General features: G+C 66.0%; 20 protein-coding genes. 14 read left to right on the forward strand and 6 right to left on the reverse strand.

The features are described 5' to 3' along the window. Positions 1-56 precede the first annotated feature (56 nt). Positions 57-1,487 carry an alginate export family protein gene (locus V7066_RS04200; protein WP_334181995.1) on the forward strand — a complete coding sequence of 477 codons (1,431 nt, stop codon included), beginning with the start codon at positions 57-59 and terminating at the stop codon, positions 1,485-1,487. 40 nt (positions 1,488-1,527) lie between these two features. On the opposite strand, the gene V7066_RS04205 is transcribed toward V7066_RS04200, so the two are convergent. The 3 genes from V7066_RS04205 to flaF all read right to left on the reverse strand — a co-directional run bounded on the left by V7066_RS04205 (position 1,528) and on the right by flaF (position 5,401). Next, positions 1,528-2,148, reverse strand: coding sequence for a response regulator transcription factor (locus tag V7066_RS04205; protein ID WP_147219587.1), 621 nt, complete (start codon positions 2,146-2,148; stop codon positions 1,528-1,530). Next, entirely contained in the window at positions 2,145-4,730 is a 2,586-nt protein-coding gene (locus tag V7066_RS04210) for a PAS domain S-box protein (RefSeq protein ID WP_334181996.1), read from the reverse strand. Before V7066_RS04210 ends, V7066_RS04205 begins: the two co-directional genes overlap by 4 nt. Before the next feature lie 308 nt (positions 4,731-5,038). Further along, complete coding sequence (gene flaF / locus V7066_RS04215) at positions 5,039-5,401, reverse strand: flagellar biosynthesis regulator FlaF (RefSeq protein WP_334181997.1); 363 nt, start codon at positions 5,399-5,401, stop codon at positions 5,039-5,041. Positions 5,402-5,602: 201 nt separating this feature from the next. Between flaF and motA the strand changes: the two genes are divergently transcribed. The 13 genes from motA to V7066_RS04280 all read left to right on the forward strand — a co-directional run bounded on the left by motA (position 5,603) and on the right by V7066_RS04280 (position 15,087). After that, positions 5,603-6,487, forward strand: a complete 885-nt coding sequence (gene motA, locus V7066_RS04220) for a flagellar motor stator protein MotA (protein ID WP_334181998.1) — start codon at positions 5,603-5,605, stop codon at positions 6,485-6,487. After that, positions 6,471-6,821, forward strand: coding sequence for an STAS domain-containing protein (locus V7066_RS04225; RefSeq protein WP_334181999.1), 351 nt, complete (start codon positions 6,471-6,473; stop codon positions 6,819-6,821). Before motA ends, V7066_RS04225 begins: the two co-directional genes overlap by 17 nt. Beyond that, positions 6,818-7,183, forward strand: a complete 366-nt coding sequence (locus V7066_RS04230; RefSeq protein ID WP_334182000.1) for a response regulator — start codon at positions 6,818-6,820, stop codon at positions 7,181-7,183. The genes V7066_RS04225 and V7066_RS04230 overlap by 4 nt, the downstream gene beginning before the upstream one ends. Further along, positions 7,180-9,384, forward strand: a complete 2,205-nt coding sequence (locus V7066_RS04235; RefSeq protein WP_334182001.1) for a chemotaxis protein CheA — start codon at positions 7,180-7,182, stop codon at positions 9,382-9,384. The genes V7066_RS04230 and V7066_RS04235 overlap by 4 nt, the downstream gene beginning before the upstream one ends. Further along, positions 9,381-9,869 (forward strand): chemotaxis protein CheW, encoded by a 489-nt coding sequence (locus tag V7066_RS04240; RefSeq protein WP_334182002.1) that lies wholly within the window; start codon positions 9,381-9,383, stop codon positions 9,867-9,869. Before V7066_RS04235 ends, V7066_RS04240 begins: the two co-directional genes overlap by 4 nt. After that, positions 9,869-10,753, forward strand: a complete 885-nt coding sequence (locus V7066_RS04245; RefSeq protein WP_334182003.1) for a CheR family methyltransferase — start codon at positions 9,869-9,871, stop codon at positions 10,751-10,753. Before V7066_RS04240 ends, V7066_RS04245 begins: the two co-directional genes overlap by 1 nt. Further along, the gene (locus V7066_RS04250; RefSeq protein ID WP_334182004.1) at positions 10,750-11,781 is read left to right on the forward strand and encodes a protein-glutamate methylesterase/protein-glutamine glutaminase; all 1,032 of its coding nucleotides are present in this window, start codon (positions 10,750-10,752) and stop codon (positions 11,779-11,781) included. The genes V7066_RS04245 and V7066_RS04250 overlap by 4 nt, the downstream gene beginning before the upstream one ends. Before the next feature lie 12 nt (positions 11,782-11,793). Continuing rightward, positions 11,794-12,183 carry a response regulator gene (locus tag V7066_RS04255; protein ID WP_201282419.1) on the forward strand — a complete coding sequence of 130 codons (390 nt, stop codon included), beginning with the start codon at positions 11,794-11,796 and terminating at the stop codon, positions 12,181-12,183. Positions 12,184-12,187: 4 nt separating this feature from the next. Beyond that, positions 12,188-12,718: a chemotaxis protein CheD gene (locus V7066_RS04260; RefSeq protein WP_334182005.1), complete on the forward strand. Its 531-nt coding sequence runs from the start codon at positions 12,188-12,190 to the stop codon at positions 12,716-12,718. Between the two features lie 77 nt (positions 12,719-12,795). Then, complete coding sequence (locus V7066_RS04265) at positions 12,796-13,095, forward strand: hypothetical protein (protein ID WP_334182006.1); 300 nt, start codon at positions 12,796-12,798, stop codon at positions 13,093-13,095. Between the two features lie 10 nt (positions 13,096-13,105). Then, positions 13,106-13,972 (forward strand): flagellar motor protein MotB, encoded by an 867-nt coding sequence (locus V7066_RS04270; protein WP_334182007.1) that lies wholly within the window; start codon positions 13,106-13,108, stop codon positions 13,970-13,972. 27 nt (positions 13,973-13,999) lie between these two features. Further along, positions 14,000-14,437 (forward strand): hypothetical protein, encoded by a 438-nt coding sequence (locus V7066_RS04275; RefSeq protein WP_334182008.1) that lies wholly within the window; start codon positions 14,000-14,002, stop codon positions 14,435-14,437. A gap of 20 nt (positions 14,438-14,457) precedes the next feature. After that, positions 14,458-15,087: a PilZ domain-containing protein gene (locus tag V7066_RS04280; protein WP_334182009.1), complete on the forward strand. Its 630-nt coding sequence runs from the start codon at positions 14,458-14,460 to the stop codon at positions 15,085-15,087. Positions 15,088-15,239: 152 nt separating this feature from the next. Here the strand turns inward: V7066_RS04280 and fliP are convergent, their stop codons facing one another. The 3 genes from fliP to V7066_RS04295 form a co-directional block, all read right to left on the reverse strand. Then, positions 15,240-15,992 carry a flagellar type III secretion system pore protein FliP gene (fliP, locus tag V7066_RS04285; RefSeq protein ID WP_334182010.1) on the reverse strand — a complete coding sequence of 251 codons (753 nt, stop codon included), beginning with the start codon at positions 15,990-15,992 and terminating at the stop codon, positions 15,240-15,242. Next, the gene (locus V7066_RS04290; protein ID WP_334182011.1) at positions 15,985-16,314 is read right to left on the reverse strand and encodes a flagellar biosynthetic protein FliO; all 330 of its coding nucleotides are present in this window, start codon (positions 16,312-16,314) and stop codon (positions 15,985-15,987) included. Before V7066_RS04290 ends, fliP begins: the two co-directional genes overlap by 8 nt. Before the next feature lie 4 nt (positions 16,315-16,318). Then, positions 16,319-16,480 (reverse strand): FliM/FliN family flagellar motor switch protein (locus tag V7066_RS04295; RefSeq protein ID WP_334182218.1); only part of this gene is annotated, 162 nt, incomplete at its 5' end.

The following is a 16,480-nucleotide window of genomic DNA, read 5'->3' on the forward strand; positions in this document are numbered from 1 at the left end:
GACGGTTAGCGGCTCCGATGCTCTCCTATAATGAGCCGCAACCAAGGGAGATTTCGATGCATTCCAGCCTCGTCGATCCGGTCCGTCAGGGCCGGATTTTCTATATACGATCCGCGCGGATCCGGACGCTCATGGGTATGCTTGGCGGCAGCCTGCTGGTGGCCGGGCACGGCGGCGAGGCGCATGCGGCGGGTATGCTCGAAACGGCGCTGGGCACGCCGGAAGGGCTTACGATCAAAGGCGAAGTTCGCAGCCGCGTCGAGGGGATCGATGGACAGTTCCGGCCGCGGGTCGCAGAGGACGACGCGATGTTCTCGCTGAAGACGACCCTGCAGGTGGAATATGACGGCGGCCCCTGGCGGGTCGGCGGCGAACTCTGGGACGCCCGAGCCTATGGGGAGAAGTCGAATTCCTCCGCCGGGACCGGCGAAGTCGATGCCCTCGAAATGGTCCAGGCCTATGTCGGCGTGGATATTCCCCTGTCCGGGGGCACGAAAGCGCGGCTGACGGCGGGGCGCTTCACGATGAACCTCGGCTCGCGCCGCCTCGTCGCGCGGCAGGCTTTCCGCAATTCGACCAATGCCTTCACCGGCGTCAATGCCCAGTGGAAGAGCCGGGCGGGCGACCAGCTGACCCTGCTCTGGGCGATGCCGCATATCCGCCTGCCCGACGATATCGAGGGTATCCACGACAATTCCGTTCGCTGGGATACCGAGACCAGCGATCTCCAGTTCTTCGGTGCCTCGCTCACCAAGGCCCGTGTCTTCGGCGGCTCGCTGGAACTCTACGGCTATGGTCTTGCCGAGCGCGACAGTGCGGACCGGCCGACCCGCAATCGCCACATCTTCACGCCGGGGCTGCGGGCGTTTCGTGCTCCGAAGGCCGGCCGTCTGGATTACGACGTCGAAGGGGCCTACCAGTTCGGGCGCACGCGAGCCACCACGGCGCCGTCGGACAGGACCGACCTCGACGTGTCGGCCTACCTGATTCACGCCGAAGCGGGACGTACCTTTACCGGAGGCTGGCAACCGCGCCTCTCGCTGGACTTCGACATGGCCAGCGGCGACCGCGCCAAGGCCGGAACCTATAACCGGTTCGACACCCTGTTCGGTGCCCGTCGCTTCGATTTCGGACCGACCGGACTGTACGGCGCGATCGGTCGCTTCAACACCATTTCGGGCGGCGCACGGCTGGAGGTCAAGCCGAACGGGAAGTCCGACGTGATGGTGATGTACCGGACGCTCTGGCTGGATTCGAAGACCGACAGTTTCTCCAGCACCGGCGTGCGGGATGCTTCCGGCCGCAGCGGCAGCTTCGCCGGGAACCAGTTCGAGGCGCGCTACCGCCGCATGCTCATTCCCGAAGTGCTGCGCGTGGATACCGGCGTGGCCTACCTGGCCAAGGGGCACTTCCTCAAGGACGCACCCAACGCGCCGCAGACCGGCGACACGAAGTACGGCTACATCGACCTGTACTTCGACTTCTAGATCAGGTCCTGCCCGCCTGGCTGCTTCCCAGCCGGGCGGGTCAGTCCATCGGCACCAGTCCCGCCGCGAAGGCGATGCGCAGCACTTCGGACAGGCTGCGGACCTGGAGCTTTTCCATCAGCTTGGCGCGATAGATTTCCACCGTGCGCGGGCTGATGTCGAGCGCATGGGCGATGATCTTGTTCGATTGACCGTCGATCAGCCCCTTGAGCACATCCAGTTCGCGCGGGGAGAGCTGTTCGAGCAGCGAGACGGCCTTCTCCTTGCGGCGCTCCTCCGCCGTCGAGACGGCCTGTTGCAGGAAGGCTGATTCCACCGCGCTCATCAGCTTGTGATGGTCGCAGGGCTTCTCGATGAAATCGACCGCGCCCAGCTTCATGGCCTGGACCGCCACGGAAACGTCGCCTTCTCCGGTAAGCACGATCGGCACGAAGCGCGTCGGCCGCCCGCCTACCGTACTCAGGACCTGGAGGCCCGAAGTACCCGGCATGTGCAGGTCCAGCAGCAGGCAGCCGGGTTCCAGCAGCGAGGCCGCTTCCAGGAAGGTGTCGCCGGAATCGAAGCAGGTGATCCTGCTGTCTCCGATCATCGCCAGCAGATATTCGAGCGAAGTGCGAACGGCCAGGTCGTCGTCGACAATGTAGATGCGTCGGGAAGTCATCCGGCCTTCTGCTCCAGGTCGGTGTAAGCGGGAAGTGTGAACTCGATTGCAGCGCCTCCTTCGGAAGGATTGTGCATCGAAAAGCGCCCGCCATGCGCTTCTACGATACGACGGCTGATCGATAGGCCGAGCCCCATGCCATTGGGCTTGGTCGAGGTAAAGGCCTCGAAGTGTTTGCCGAGAATCGCATCGGGCAGCCCCGGACCGTTGTCGAGCACGCGGACCGTGACGTGATCGTCATTCGTCTGGCGGGTCGAGATGGTGATTTCCGGCTGCCTGTCGTTGAGGCCCCCGAGTGCGTCGAAGGCGTTGTTGAGGATGTTAACCAACACCTGCTGTATTTGAATGCGATCGGCAAGGACCGAAGGTGATGCGATCCCCGGACAATAATGCAGCCGTACGCCGGGAGCGCGGCTGCGCGAGCGGGCCAGTTGCAGGGTTTCGGCGATCACGTCGTCCAGCGGCTCGGCCCGGATCTCGAGTTCGCCCTTGGAAACAAACGCGCGCATACGGCGGATGATCGCCCCGGCGCGGAGGACTTCCTGCCGGGCGAGATCGAGCATGCGGCGCAGTTGTTCGGATCCGTTTTCCCGCGCCATCACGAGATCCATGGCGCCGAGAAGATTGGCGGTGGCGGTCAGCGGCTGATTGAGCTCGTGCGCGAGACCGGCGCCCATCTCGCCCATGGCGCTGACGCGGGAGGCGTGAAGGAACTGTTCGCGCAGCTCGGCCATGCGCGCCTGGGTGGCCAGCTGCTCGCGCATGTTGCGCACGAAGGCGATGGCGATCCGCTCGTTTCCAATGTTCGCGGCACCGATGGCGATTTCCACCGGCAGTTCGTTGCCGTTGCGGTCGAGACCGGCGGTGATATGGGTATCGGTCGAGGGGCCGCTGCCGGATGACTTCGGGTCCGGGGAGGGGCGGACGTATCGTGGCAGAAGCATCCGCACGTCCTTGCCCAGCACTTCCTCTGCGCGGTAGCCGAACAATGTCTCCGCCGTGGCCGAGAACGAGCGGATGTGGCAGCGCTGGTCGATGGTGATCATCGCCTCGGGAACGGTTTCCAGGATCGAGCGAAGCTCGGAATCGCGGGACTTCAGCAGTTCCGCATGCTGCTCGCGCTGGGTCGCGTCCATGACGATGCCGATGACCGAGACGTCGTCGGTGCCGGGGACGCGGTGGATATGGGCGGTGCCCTCGACGACGGATCGCGTCGCGGACTGGAGAGGGATCAGCCGGAACGTCTGGCTTTCGGGATGCCATGTATTCGGTGCCTCGGGCACTTCGAACGTGGTCCCGAAGGTGTCGCGCAAGTGCTGGAACCAGTCCTTGATGCCGCCCTGGAAGCTGCCGGGTTGGACGCGGAACAGGCGTTCGGCATGGCCGTGGAACACGAACCGGTCGGACGCGGACGACCATTCGAAGATGCCCAGTTCGTGCAGGTCGATCGCCAGCGAGAGGCGGGCATCGCTGGCAAGCAGGGCCTTCTCGGCCTGCTTGCGCGCGGTGATGTCGGTCATCGAATGGACCACCATCGGGGCGATGTCGGGGCGGGGCTGGACCGCCTGGCAGCTGTGGAGCACGCGCATCTCGGTTCCGTCCCGGTGGCGGGTCGTCACTTCGCATTCGCGTCGGCGGCCGTCCAGGAGGGCCTTGATCCCGTCTTCGGGCAGCGCCGGCGTGCCGACCAGCGTTTGCTGGAGGCGGCCGTACGCCTGCTGCGCGGACCAGCCGTAGAGCCGCTCGCAGCCGGCCGTCCAGCGCAGGATATGGCCTTGAGCGTCGGTGATCGAGACCGGGGCGGCGTCCAGCGCGACATCAACCGCGCGGCGGGCGCTGCTCTCTCTTGCAATACGCATCCAGGCCCAGGCGATAAGCCCGCAGGACAGCGCGACTTGCGCTGCCGTCTGGACGATCTCGATCATCTCAGGAGAGGCGATGCCCGAATGGACAGCCTTGAAGTGCGCGATCGCGGACACGACCGGCACAGCTACGCAGACCGTGAGGCAGGTCTGGATCGTGCCGGATCCGAAGCCGGATTCCGCCTTGCGGGGCCAGGCATATTGCCGCCGCAGCGCGATGATGGCCAGCGCAAGGAGGCAGATGGCAAGGGCCGAGGGCACGGACATCAGCGCATGGTGTCTCTGCGGTGCGGGCGTGCTGATCCCAAGCGGGGCGAGCGTCCCGGATATGGCCGCAGTCGCGAAGGCCACGCAGGCGCAGGGAACGGTAAGGCGACGGAGCAGGCGGCGGCCCGAGCCTACCGCGAATACGGCGATGGACAGTAGCACGATCCCGACAGCCGGAAAGACGCTGGGGCGAGCGGTGTCCGATCGTGGCAGGTCAAGGATGGCGCGTGGCCACAGCAGCAGGTCGATCCCGAGCGAACGGCCGGAAACCTGTTCGACGAGGCCGCAGAGGCCGATCAGCAGCGGCAGTGCAAGCATCCAGCGTGCGGCGCGGTAGGTCGGCCAGCCCGGCGATCCGGCCAGCAACACGCCCGCGCCGATGGCGGCGCAGCAAAGGGCGGTGAGCGGCTGCATCAGCAATAGGGAACTGCCGCCGCCGGCAAGCCGGGGCATGTCCAGAAACCATCCGCACAGAACGATAGCGCAGACAAGGCACGCCGCGGCGACGAGGGCTGGAACGGCCGGGTCAACCCTGCCGGGAAGCGGCCCGCCCAAGCGCTGCGGCGGTGGATTCAGTTCCTGCATTCCGACCCGCTTCTTGCGCCTAGCTTTTATAGCTTCAAGGCGACGGGGCCATTAGACCTTTGTCCATGTTTGTAAATAGACGTGCCGGACAGCGATCCGCGCATTTTCCGCGAACGATGATAAACGTCTGATAATACTTTATAAAAAAGCTTTTGCCGCACTCTAAGGGATTTCCCTTAGTTGCTGCTTGCATTCTCGTTGGCAAGTCCTTCGATAATCGCGCGATTTACGACTATCAAGTCGTCGATCGTATCATGTCCGGTAATGACCTCGGACGTGTACTTATCCACCCACATTCCGATCGAAATGATCCTGGCACGCAAGTCGTCAGGCAACTGATTGCCCTGCGTTGCGCACATCGAGGAAAACGTGGACCAGGCCAGGCGGTTGCGATGGAGGGCCGGCGCCAGCTGGGCGCCGCGCAGACCGGCATCGCGCGCGGCGATCATTTCGCCGGTGATCTGGCTCATCAGCCGATATTCGTTCCGGCGGGGAGTCGCGGCGATCTGTTGCACGCGTTGATAGGCATTGAGTGACATGATGGCTCCAGCAAGGACGTCCGCCTCTCTTATAGGATGGAAACAGCCGGAGCGGTCGCGGGGGTCGCGCTTTGCGATGACCGACAGAAGACCGTCACGGAAAATCCATCGTCCGGCACCGGCTCCGCCCCAAGCATCCTATAACTAACGCAGGGCTTCGGCCCGCTAACCTTTTGCGGCCATCAATCGCGGATCTTCTTCATGCTCAACGCCATCGGCCTTGTCGTCATCCTGCTGTGCGTCTTCGGCAGCTTCCTGATGTCGGGCGGTAACATAATGGTCATCGCCCATGCCCTCCCACACGAAATGCTGGCGATCGCCGGCGCCGCGGTAGGGGCGTTCATCCTCGGCAACTCGATGACCACGGTCAAGAAGACCTGGGGCGGGATTCAGCGCGTCTTCAAGGGCGGTCGCTGGACCGAGGTCGATTTTCGCGACCTGCTGGCGCTGCTCTTCACCCTGCTCGCCACTTTCCGCAAGGAAGGCGCGAACTCGATCGAGAAGCATCTCGACGCCCCCGAGGAAAGCCCCATCTTCACGCGCTACCCGCGCCTGCTGGAAGACCAGGGTCTGGTCGAATTCACCTGCGACTACTTGCGGATGATGACCGTGAACTTCGAGGACCCGCACCAGCTGGCCGAGGCCATGGAAGGCGATATCGAGCGCCACCATGCCGAGGAAATGGCGCCGCAGCTCGCGCTCCAGATGATGGCCGACGGCCTGCCCGCACTGGGCATCGTCGCCGCCGTTCTCGGCGTGATCAAGACCATGAGCTCGATCGATCAGCCCACCGAGATCCTCGGCGCGATGATCGGCGGTGCTCTGGTCGGTACGTTCCTGGGCGTGCTGCTGGCCTACTGCCTGGTCGGCCCGATCGCGCAGAAGCTGCAGCAGATCATCGACTCCGACTTCAAGCCCTACCTCATCGTCAAGACCGCGATCGTCGGTCACGCGCAGGGGCAGCCGACCGAAGTGGCCATCGAACTGGCGCGCCGCATGACGCCGTCGCCCTATGCCCCCTCGTTCACGCAGCTCGAGACCGCGCTCGACGAAGTGAAGGATCAGCTCAATGCCAAACCCGCCTGAACCCGTGCAGCCCGAAGAGATGGCGCCGGAAACCGCCCTTCCCGAAGACCGTTCGCTGCACCTGCCGATCCATGGCACGACCGTGACCGCGGAAGACCTGCGCGTTCGCATGGTCCTGGCCTGCGACTTCGACGGGGCGATGCAGATCGACGCCAGCCAGGTCGAGACGGTCGGCCAGGCCGTGCTGCAACTGCTCGTCGCCGCCCGCACCGAAGCGCGCGAGGCCGACCACGAGTACGAAATCGTCAATCCCAGCACCGCCTTCGTCGAGCGCGTGCAGGCCTGCGGGCTGGCGGAAGCCGTCGGCCTTTCTGAAGAGGAATTCCCGTCGTGAGCAAACTCATCCTGACCGTCGACGACTCCGCCTCGATGCGGATGTTGCTGAAGGCCTCGCTGGCCGCGCAGGGCTTCCGCGTCGAAGCCGCCGATGACGGCGTGCACGGCCTGGAGCGCATGCACGAAGTGAAGCCGGATCTGCTCATCACCGACATCAACATGCCCAAGATGGACGGCTTCGAACTGATCGAGGCGGTGCGCGCGGTGCCCGAATTCCGCGGCACGCCGATCCTGGTGCTGTCGACCGAATTCTCGGACGAGAAGAAGACCCGCGCCCGTGAAGCCGGCGCGACCGGCTGGATCACCAAGCCCTTCGAAGCCGCCAAGCTGGGAGCGGCCGTCCGCCGCGTCTGCCCGTGAGCGACGAACTCGACGAAATCCAGGGCATCTTCTTCGAAGAGTGCACCGAGGGTCTTGCCGTGGCCGAAGCCGGTCTTTCGGCCATGGCTGAAGGCGACGCTTCCTCCGAGACGATCGCCGGCGTGTTCCGCGCGGTCCACTCGATCAAGGGCGGTTCCGGTGCGTTCGGCCATGCCGCGTTGCTGGCCTTCTCGCACCGCTTCGAGAACGTGCTCGACGAAGTGCGCGGCGGCCGCATCCCGGCCAGCGCCGATGTCACCAAGACCCTGCTGGGCGCTTTCGACATCCTGTCCGACCATGTCGCGGCGGCCCAGGGCGGCACCGAGCCGCCCGCCGACGCGACGATGCTGGCGCAGCTCGACGCGGTGCTGGAAAGCAAGGGCGCGGCTGCGGCCGCTCCGGCGGCTGCTCCCGAACCTGTCGCGGAAGCGGACGAATTCGGCTTCACGCCGGTCGCTGCCGTGGTCGAGGACTTCGATCCCTTCGGCTTCGAGCCGGTGGCGGTCGACCTTGAGGACTTCGCTCCGGCCGAACCGGCCGAGCCTGCCGGGTGGACCGTTCGTTTCGGTCCGTCGCGCGGCGCGCTGGGCAACGGCGGCGAGCCGATGCTTGTGATCCGCGAACTGGAGGACATGGGCGCGGTCGTGACCGGCGTCGACATGGACTCGCTTCCGGGCCTGCGCGACCTCGACCCCGAGGACAGCTATTTCGTCTGGACCCTGCGCGTGCCCGGCACCGTGGGCGAGCAGGACATCCGCGACTGCTTCGACTTCGTGGCGCCGGATTCGCTGATCGAGATCGATCGCGAGGAAGTGATCGTCGCGATCGTGCCGGAAGCGCCCGCAGTGCCTGCAATCGATGACTTCGACGGTTTCGGCGTGTTCGAACCGCTGCCGGCTCCCGAAGAGCTGCTGACGCTCGTGCCCGTCGAACCGGCACCTGTCGTTGCCGCTCCCGCTGCGGCGGCTGCCGCTGCACCCGAAAAGCCGAAGGCTGAAGCGCGACAGGCCAGCGTCGAAGTGGCGCAGACCATCCGCGTCGACCTGTCCAAGCTCGATCAGCTGCTGAACCTCGTCGGTGAACTGGTGATCCGGGGGTCGATCCTGTCCGACCGGCTTTCGCCCGCCGACCAGGAGCGCGTCGAGCTTCCCGAACTGTCGCGCCTGACGCGCCAGATCCAGGACAACGTGATGTCGCTGCGCGCGCAGCCGATCAAGCAGGCGTTCTCGCGCGTGCCCCGCATGCTGCGCGATCTTTCGGCCGAGACCGGCAAGAAGGTGATCCTCGAAACCATCGGCGAGATGACCGAAGTGGACAAGGGCGTGATCGAGAAGATCGGCGACCCGCTGACCCACATGATCCGCAATGCGGTGGACCACGGCATCGAGAGCGCGGAAGAGCGCATCGCCGCCGGCAAGCCCGCCGAGGGCACGATCCATCTCTCCGCCGAGCAGAAGGGCGCGCGCATCATCGTGCGCGTGCGCGACGACGGCCGCGGCATCAACCGCGAACGCGTGCGCGCCAAGGCTATCGAGCGCGGCATCATCTCCGCCGATGCTGCGATTTCCGACGAGGAGATCGACGGCCTGATCTGCGCGCCGGGCTTCTCGACCGCGGAGACGATCTCGAACATTTCCGGCCGCGGCGTCGGCATGGACGTGGTCCGCTCCAACGTCGAGGCGCTGGGCGGCCGTCTGGAAATCAATTCGATCCCCGGCGAAGGCACGACCTTCACGATGGCGCTGCCGCTGACGCTGGCGATCCTCGACGGCATGATCGTGCGCCTGGGAGACCAGCGCTTCGTGCTGCCGCTCGCCAACGTGATCGAGACCGTGCAGCCCGAACCGGGCCAGGTGAAGGAGACTTCGCCGACGTCCGAAGTGATCGAACTGCGCGGGCAGTACCTTTCGGTGCGCCGCGTCGGAGAGATGTTCGGCATGCGCTCGCAGCGGGCGCCCGAGGACTCGCTCGTCATCATCGTCGAGAGCGAGACCGCGGGCCACGTCGGCCTGATGGTCGACACGATCGATAACCGCCGCGAAGTCGTGATCAAGAGCCTGGAGGACAACCTCCACCCGATCCGCGGCCTCGGCGGCGCCACCATCCTCGGCGACGGCTCGATCGCGCTGATCCTCGACATCGATGCCCTGGTCGCGACCGGCGGCTCGTCCAAGTATGCGCTGAAAGGAATGGCAGCATGAGCACCGAAGACACCGAACTCGACGAACGCAAGATCGTCACCTTCACGCTGGGCAGCCGCCTGTTCGGCATCGACATGCGCTCGCTGATCGAGATCCGCGAGTGGGAAGAACCCACGCCGCTGCCGAGCGTGCCGCCTTACGTGAAGGGCGTGACCAACCTGCGCGGTTCGGTCGTTCCCGTCGTCGGCCTGTCCGAGCGTCTCGGCTGGGCGCCGAGCGAGCTGCATTCGCGCTCGTGCATCCTCGTCGTCACCATCGGCGGCCGTCATGCCGGCTTCCTGGTGGACGAAGTGCAGGACATCGTCGTGATCCAGGGCAGCGAAATCCAGCCCGCGCCGGATGTCGAGATCAACGAGCAGGGCGCCATCGCCGGTCTCGTCAAGATCGAGCGCCGCACCCATGACGCCGCCAATGCCGAGGCCATGTGCCTGCTGCTCGACCTCGACGCGCTGAGCCTCACCCGCCAGGTGCCGGACTTCGCGTAATGAGCGTACTGGCTTCCTCTGAAGGAACGAGCGGAGCGCTGGGGGCCACGGCCGAACTGCGCTCCGCCCAGTTCCGCGACATCGCCGCGATCATGCAGCGAGAGGCGCGCATCCATCTGGTCGAGGCCAAGATGACGCTCGTCCACTCGCGGCTGAGCCGTCGCCTGCGCGAGCATGGGCTGTCCAGCTTCGTGGACTACGTTGCGCTGGTCCAGCGCGATGCCGAGGAACGCCACGCGATGGTGGTCGCCCTGACCACCAACCACACGCATTTCTTCCGCGAGAACCACCACTTCGACCACTTGCGCCGCGACGTCCTGCCCAAGTTGCAGGACCGCGCGCGCAAGGGCGAGAAGGTGCGCATCTGGTCGGCGGGCTGTTCGAGCGGCGAGGAAGTCTACTCGATCGCCATGTGCCTGGCAGGCGACGGTCCGACGAGCGCGGCCTGGCTGCAGCAGGGCGACGTGCGCCTGCTCGCCACCGACATCTCGCCGCCGGTCGTCCAGGCGGTGCGCGACGCGCGCTATTCGGCCGCGACGGTGGAGCCGATCCCGGAAAGCTACCGCAGGCGCTGGATGCGGGCTGAGACGAACGGCGATCATGTCATCGTCGATCCGCTGCGCGAACTGGTCGCGGCGCGGGTGCTCAACCTGTTCGAGCCCTGGCCGATGCGGCGCAAGTACGACGTGATCTTCTGCCGCAACGTGATGATCTATTTCGACGACACCGCCAAGGCCGAGCTGGAGGCGCGCTTCGTCGAGATGCTGGCGCCCGGCGGCACGCTCTACATCGGCCATTCCGAACGCCTGATCGGCCCCGCCGCGCGGCTGATGAAGCCGGTCGGCCAGACGATCTACGCGCGCAACGACGGAGCTTCGGCATGAACCCGGCGCCCGAGAAGACCCGCGTCCTCATCGTCGACGACAGCGCGGCGATGCGCGCGCTGCTGAACAAGCTGCTCAGCCATGACCCGGCGATCGAAGTCGTCGGCATGGCGCCCGAGCCGCACGCCGCGCGCGAGATGATCAAGTCGCTCAATCCCGACGTGGTCACGCTCGATATCGAAATGCCGGGGATGGACGGTCTGTCCTTCCTCGAACGAATCATGCGCCTCAGGCCCATGCCGGTGGTTATGTGCTCGACACTGACCGCGCGCGGGACCGAGGCGACCATCGAGGCCATGCGTCTCGGCGCCGTGGACTGCATCGCCAAGCCCTCCGGCAACCCGCTGGAGATCGCGCAGGACGGTGCACTGCTGCGCAAGATCGTCAAGGCCGCGGCGCGCTCCTCGGTGCGCCGCACCGCCAGCCCGCCGACGCCGGTCAATGCCGCGCAGGGGAGCTTGCGCGACGTCGTCATCGCGGTCGGCGCCTCGACCGGCGGGGTGGAAGCCCTGTTCTCGATCATCGGCGCTCTGCCGCCGGACTGTCCGCCGGTCATGGTGGTCCAGCACATGCCCGCCGCCTTCACCGGCAGCTTCGCCACGCGGCTCGACAAGGCCGCACGGGTGCAGGTGGTGGAAGCCCAGAACGGCATGAATCTGCGCCGGGGCACGGTCTATCTCGCCCCCGGCGGCGGCCAGCACATGGAGCTGCTCGGCGGCACCAGCGGCCAGGTCAAGCTGGTCGCGGGCGATACCGTCAGCGGGCACCGTCCCTCGGTGGACGTGCTGTTCCGCTCGGTTTCGCGGCTCGGTTCGCGCGCCGTGGGCGTCATCCTCACGGGGATGGGCTCGGACGGCGCGATCGGCCTCAAGGCCATGCGCGACGCCGGAGCCCGCACGCTCGGCCAGTCTCGCGAGACCTGCGTGGTCTATGGAATGCCGCGCGCCGCCTTCGAGGCGGGCGCGGTCGAAAAGGAATTCAGTTTGTCCGCCATGCCCGAGGCCATCCTCGGCGCGTGTCGGCGGTAAATGGAGCGGTTCATGCCGGCAGCGTCTGCAATAAAAGTAATGGTGGTCGACGATCAGACGTCCATGCGCGCGATGATCCGTCGCGCGCTACAGGATCTGGGTTTCAAGGACATTCGCGACAAGGCGGGCCCGGTCGAGGCGCTTGCCGCGATCAAGGCCGACCGCGTGCACCTCATCATCTCCGACTACAACATGCCCGACATGGACGGTCTCCAGTTCCTGGAGGCGGTGCGTCAGGACCCGGTGATCGGCAAGACCGTGTTCATCATGCTGACCGGTTCGGCCGACAAGGAAATCGTCCAGAAGGCCGCCGCCCTCGGCGTGAACAACTATGTCGTGAAGCCTTTCGCGCCTGCCGCGCTCAAGGAAAAGATCGAGCGCGTCTTCGGGGAGCTGGTCTGAGGCCATGGGCCGCGTCGCCATCGTTCAGGGTGAATACCATGTGGTCCACCAGCCCGGCGTCGTCATCTCGACGCTGCTGGGCTCGTGCGTCGCGGCCTGCCTGCAGGACCCGGTCGCACGGGTGGGCGGCATGAACCATTTCCTGCTGGGAGAGCCGGGCGCCGACGCGCCGGTGAACCCGGCGGACATGCAGCGCTACGGCGTCCATGCGATGGAACTGCTGATCAACGCCCTGATGCAGCGCGGCGCCCAGCGTTCGCGGCTGCGCGGCCATCTCTACGGCGGTGCCAACATCGTCGCCGGACTGGGCGGGATCGGCACCAAGAACGGGCAGTTCGCGCGCAAGTTCATGCAGACGGAAAACATAGCGCTCGACCACTGCGACCTTGGCGGGACGCAGGCGCGCAAGGTGGAATTCATGCCCTACGAGGGCCGGGTGCGCGCGACGCTGGTGAAGGACCAGCCGCTGCCGCCCGTCGTCCGTCCAAAGCCTGTGCCGGTGGCTCAGCCGACCGGCGAACTGGAGCTGTTCTGACCATGGCACGGCAGGCGGAAACACATAACAAAATTCGGGGGCCGAAAATTCAGGGGCCAGAAATTCAGGGTGACGCCATGACTATCGAAACAGAGGGAACCCCGGAAGGTGCGGCGGCTCCGCTCTGGCAGGCCCTGGCCCGCGAGATGCGCGTGGCCCGCGAGCTGCTGGAGCAACTGGCCGGTGTGCTCGTCACCGACGAGCGCTTCGTCCTCGACTATATCGACCAGCTTCAGGCCTTCGACCTGATCGCCCAGCACGTGGACGAGAGCGCTGCGCTGCTCGACCGCGTGGCCGGCGGGCAGAGCCCCGGCGAGGCGATCGGCCAGGTGCGCCTGACCGTCATGCAGGACCGGCTTCGCGCCGCACTGGACTGAGGACTGAACCGTGGCACGGGGTAACGACGAACATCCCACGATCGTCATCCGCAAGGTCAAGAAGCATGCGCATGGCGGCCATCACGGCGGCGCCTGGAAGGTGGCCTATGCCGACTTCGTGACCGCGATGATGGCCTTCTTCATGTTGCTCTGGCTCCTGGCCAATCCGGACAAGGATCAGTTGAAGGGGCTGGCGGAATACTTCTCGCCCAATGCCGACAGGTCTTCCCCGGCCACGACTTTGACCACCAAGCCCGGCTCGCAGCCGGGCCTCGGCGGACACAGCCGCCGCAACCAGTCCGCCGACAGCGTGGCCGTGGGCGAGCCTTCGGCTGAAGCCGGCACCAAGGGCGCGGCGCGCGGCGGCACCGCCGATGTGCCGGAAGCGGCGCTGCGGGTCATGGCGCAGGAAATGCAGCTCTCGCTCGACCAGCCGGTCGACCCGAGCCAGGGCAAGCGCAATATCGACGTCCAGCCCGATCGCGACGGCTTCCGCATCCATCTGATGGACAGCAACCATCGCTCGATGTTCAAGGGACCGACGGCGGAACTGAACGACTATGCCCGCGGCCTGCTCGGCCGGGTTGCGCGCAAGCTGTCCGGAACCGGCGCGCAAGTCGCGATCGAGGGGCACACCGATTCGAGCGGCGGCCAGAGCGAGGCCAACTGGAATCTCTCGGCCCAGCGCGCGCTTTCTGCCCGCGCGGCGATGATCGCCTCGGGCCTGCCCGCCGACCGCTTTTCCGAAGTGGTGGCCAAGGCAGGGACCGAGCCGGTCTATCCCGACCGCCCGGACCGTCCCGAAAACCGCCGCATCACCATCGTCGTCAAGGCCGAAGCTTCCGCGCTCCCGCGCGATGCGAGCTTCAAGTTCTGATGTGATGGACACCAACTGGAGACTATCGTGATAAAGCGCATCGTGATCGGCCTTGCCGCGCTGATCGTGGGCACGGGTGTCGGCATCGGCGGCGCCTATGCGGCCCGGCAGTTCCTGCCGCAGGTGATGCCCGACCTCGGCCCGGTGAAGGTCGAGACCGAATTCGTGCCGACCGGCACCATGCTCGCGCCGCTGACCTTCCCGGACGGGCGGCTTGCGGGCTATGTCTCGTTCGAGTGCCAGGTCGAAGTCGCCAAGGGCCAGGCCGCGGACGTGACGAACCAGCTTCCGCTGCTGCTCAACGCCGTCAACATGCGCACCTATCGCACGCCGCTGGCGAGCGGGCCGGATGGCCTGATCCCCGGGATCGACGCTTTCCGCCGGGTGGTTATGGACGCCGCCGTGGAAGTCTACGGCAAGGACCTCGTGCGCCGGGTGGTCGTCACCCAGGCTTCGCCGGTCTGATCGAACAGGGAGGGGCCGCGATGCCTTTGACATCGTCCGTCATGCCGAACCTTGCGGAACCGCAGCTGCGCATTCCGCGCGGGCCGCGTGTCACCACGATCCTGCTGATCGGCAAGCTGGCGAGCCTGTCCGGCGAGACGATCTGCCGCATCCGCAATATCTCCGATGACGGCCTCATGGCCGAAGTCCACGGCGCCTTCGCGGTGAACGATGCGATCGCCGTGACCCTGAAGGCCGGGGACGTGCTGCGCGGCCGGGTCCGCTGGTCGCTGAACGGCCGGATCGGCGTGGAATTCGATGAGCCGATCCATGTGGCCGAACTGCTCAGCCATGTCGCCAACCGCATCGGTCCCGAGGGCATTGCGCGCGGCCCGCGTTTCGACGTCGATTGCTGCGCCGAACTGCTGGCTGCGCACCAGCGCCACGAGGTTCGCCTGATCGACCTTTCGCAGGGCGGCGCGCGTCTCGTCGGAGAGGTGCACCTGGTACGCGACAGCATCGTCCGGCTCCTGGTTCCCGGACTGGGCGAGTGCGAGGCGGCGGTGCGCTGGGTGGGTGAGGGCGCCTACGGTCTGTCGTTTCTGGAGCCGCTCGCTTTCGCGGACTTCGGGCCGTGGCTGAACGACCGATCGCTGCGCTACGGTGCGTGAATAAAGAAAGGGCGCGGCGGTCATAGACCGGCGCGCCCTTTTCCTTTTCGTCATTGCGAGCGTAGCGAAGCAATCCAGGGCGGCTTGCGCGACTCTGGATTGCCGCGTCGGCTTCGCCTCCTCGCAATGACGAATGATTGGGGGAGTTGGCTTTACCCCGGCCCGCCGAAACTCTTCACCAGCGATCCGGCGATCAGCGCCCAGCCATCGACCAGCACGAAGAAGATGATCTTCATCGGCAGCGAGATCGTTGCAGGCGGTAACATCATCATACCCATGGCCATCAGCACGGCGGCTACGGCCAGGTCGATCACCAGGAACGGCAGCAGCAGCAGGAAGCCGATCTCGAAGGCGCGGCGCAGTTCGGAGATCATGAAAGCGGGCATCAGCGTCGTCATCGGCAGTTCCGCGCGGGAGGCGGGGACTTTGCCGGAGAGCCGGACGAACAGCTTCACGTCGTCGTCGCGGACCTGCTTGAGCATGAAGGTGTGGAACGGCTTGCTGGCGCGCTCCAGCGCCTGGGTCTCGTTGATGCGGCCCTGGTTGTAGGGAACCATGCCGTCCTTCCAGGCCGCGTCGAACGTCGGCGCCATGACGAAGAACGAGAGGAACAGCGCGAGGCTGATGACCACCGGGTTCGGCGGCACGCCCTGCACGCCGAGGCCTGAGCGCAGCAGCGACAGCGCGACGATGATGCGGGTGAACGAGGTGATCGTCATCAGGATGCCGGGGGCGAGGCTCAGCACCGTCATCAGCAGGACGAGCTGGATCACCCGGCCCGACATGGCGCCTTCACCCAGCGGGCCGGCACCGGCGGCGGCCTTCTGGGCCATCGCGACATCAGGCAATACGGCAAGAATTGCCGCCCCGCAGAGTGCGGCGGCGACGGCATAACGCTTATGCATCGGAAGGAGCTTTCGGAGTGACCGGACCGATGCACGGCGCGGAATCGAGCATGACGACGCCTTCGGGCGAGATCAGCAGGCTGATCTCGCGGTAGTCGCGGCGGATGAGGACGACCGAACGGCGCGGGTCGATCGCAAGACGCTCGATCAGTTCGAGCCGCCGGTCGCTGCGGTCCGCGCCGAGGCCTGCGAAAAGCTGGCCGTTCAGCCACTTCTGCGGCAGCTTCAGGTCGTAGCGGCGCACGACCCAGAGCGCGCCGACGAGCATGCCGAGCACGACGCCCAGAGCACCGATCGTGCGCAGCAGGGAGAGAAAATCCATGCTCTCAGCGCTCGCGCTCGACGACCTTGGTGATCTCCAGCGACATGACTTCGCCGTTCACCAGGATCTTGCCTTCTGCCACCAGCTGGTCGTTCACGTAGACGCGGGTGGGATCGTTGTGGCCGCAGTCGAGCGGGATCATCGCGCCGCGGCTCATCTTGAGAAC

Origin of the sequence: Novosphingobium sp. (assembly GCF_036820275.1) — a bacterium.
Classification (GTDB): Bacteria; Pseudomonadota; Alphaproteobacteria; order Sphingomonadales; family Sphingomonadaceae; genus Novosphingobium.

Coding starts and splice junctions, on each gene's coding strand:
- V7066_RS04200 (WP_334181995.1), top strand. CDS start 57: ATGCATTCCAGCCTCGTCGATCCGGTCCGTCAGGGCCGGATTTTCTAT.
- V7066_RS04205 (WP_147219587.1), bottom strand. CDS start 2,148: ATGACTTCCCGACGCATCTACATTGTCGACGACGACCTGGCCGTTCGC.
- V7066_RS04210 (WP_334181996.1), bottom strand. CDS start 4,730: ATGCCCCGGCTTGCCGGCGGCGGCAGTTCCCTATTGCTGATGCAGCCG.
- flaF (WP_334181997.1), bottom strand. CDS start 5,401: ATGTCACTCAATGCCTATCAACGCGTGCAACAGATCGCCGCGACTCCC.
- motA (WP_334181998.1), top strand. CDS start 5,603: ATGCTCAACGCCATCGGCCTTGTCGTCATCCTGCTGTGCGTCTTCGGC.
- V7066_RS04225 (WP_334181999.1), top strand. CDS start 6,471: ATGCCAAACCCGCCTGAACCCGTGCAGCCCGAAGAGATGGCGCCGGAA.
- V7066_RS04240 (WP_334182002.1), top strand. CDS start 9,381: ATGAGCACCGAAGACACCGAACTCGACGAACGCAAGATCGTCACCTTC.
- V7066_RS04245 (WP_334182003.1), top strand. CDS start 9,869: ATGAGCGTACTGGCTTCCTCTGAAGGAACGAGCGGAGCGCTGGGGGCC.
- V7066_RS04250 (WP_334182004.1), top strand. CDS start 10,750: ATGAACCCGGCGCCCGAGAAGACCCGCGTCCTCATCGTCGACGACAGC.
- V7066_RS04255 (WP_201282419.1), top strand. CDS start 11,794: ATGCCGGCAGCGTCTGCAATAAAAGTAATGGTGGTCGACGATCAGACG.
- V7066_RS04260 (WP_334182005.1), top strand. CDS start 12,188: ATGGGCCGCGTCGCCATCGTTCAGGGTGAATACCATGTGGTCCACCAG.
- V7066_RS04265 (WP_334182006.1), top strand. CDS start 12,796: ATGACTATCGAAACAGAGGGAACCCCGGAAGGTGCGGCGGCTCCGCTC.
- V7066_RS04280 (WP_334182009.1), top strand. CDS start 14,458: ATGCCTTTGACATCGTCCGTCATGCCGAACCTTGCGGAACCGCAGCTG.
- fliP (WP_334182010.1), bottom strand. CDS start 15,992: ATGCATAAGCGTTATGCCGTCGCCGCCGCACTCTGCGGGGCGGCAATT.
- V7066_RS04290 (WP_334182011.1), bottom strand. CDS start 16,314: ATGGATTTTCTCTCCCTGCTGCGCACGATCGGTGCTCTGGGCGTCGTG.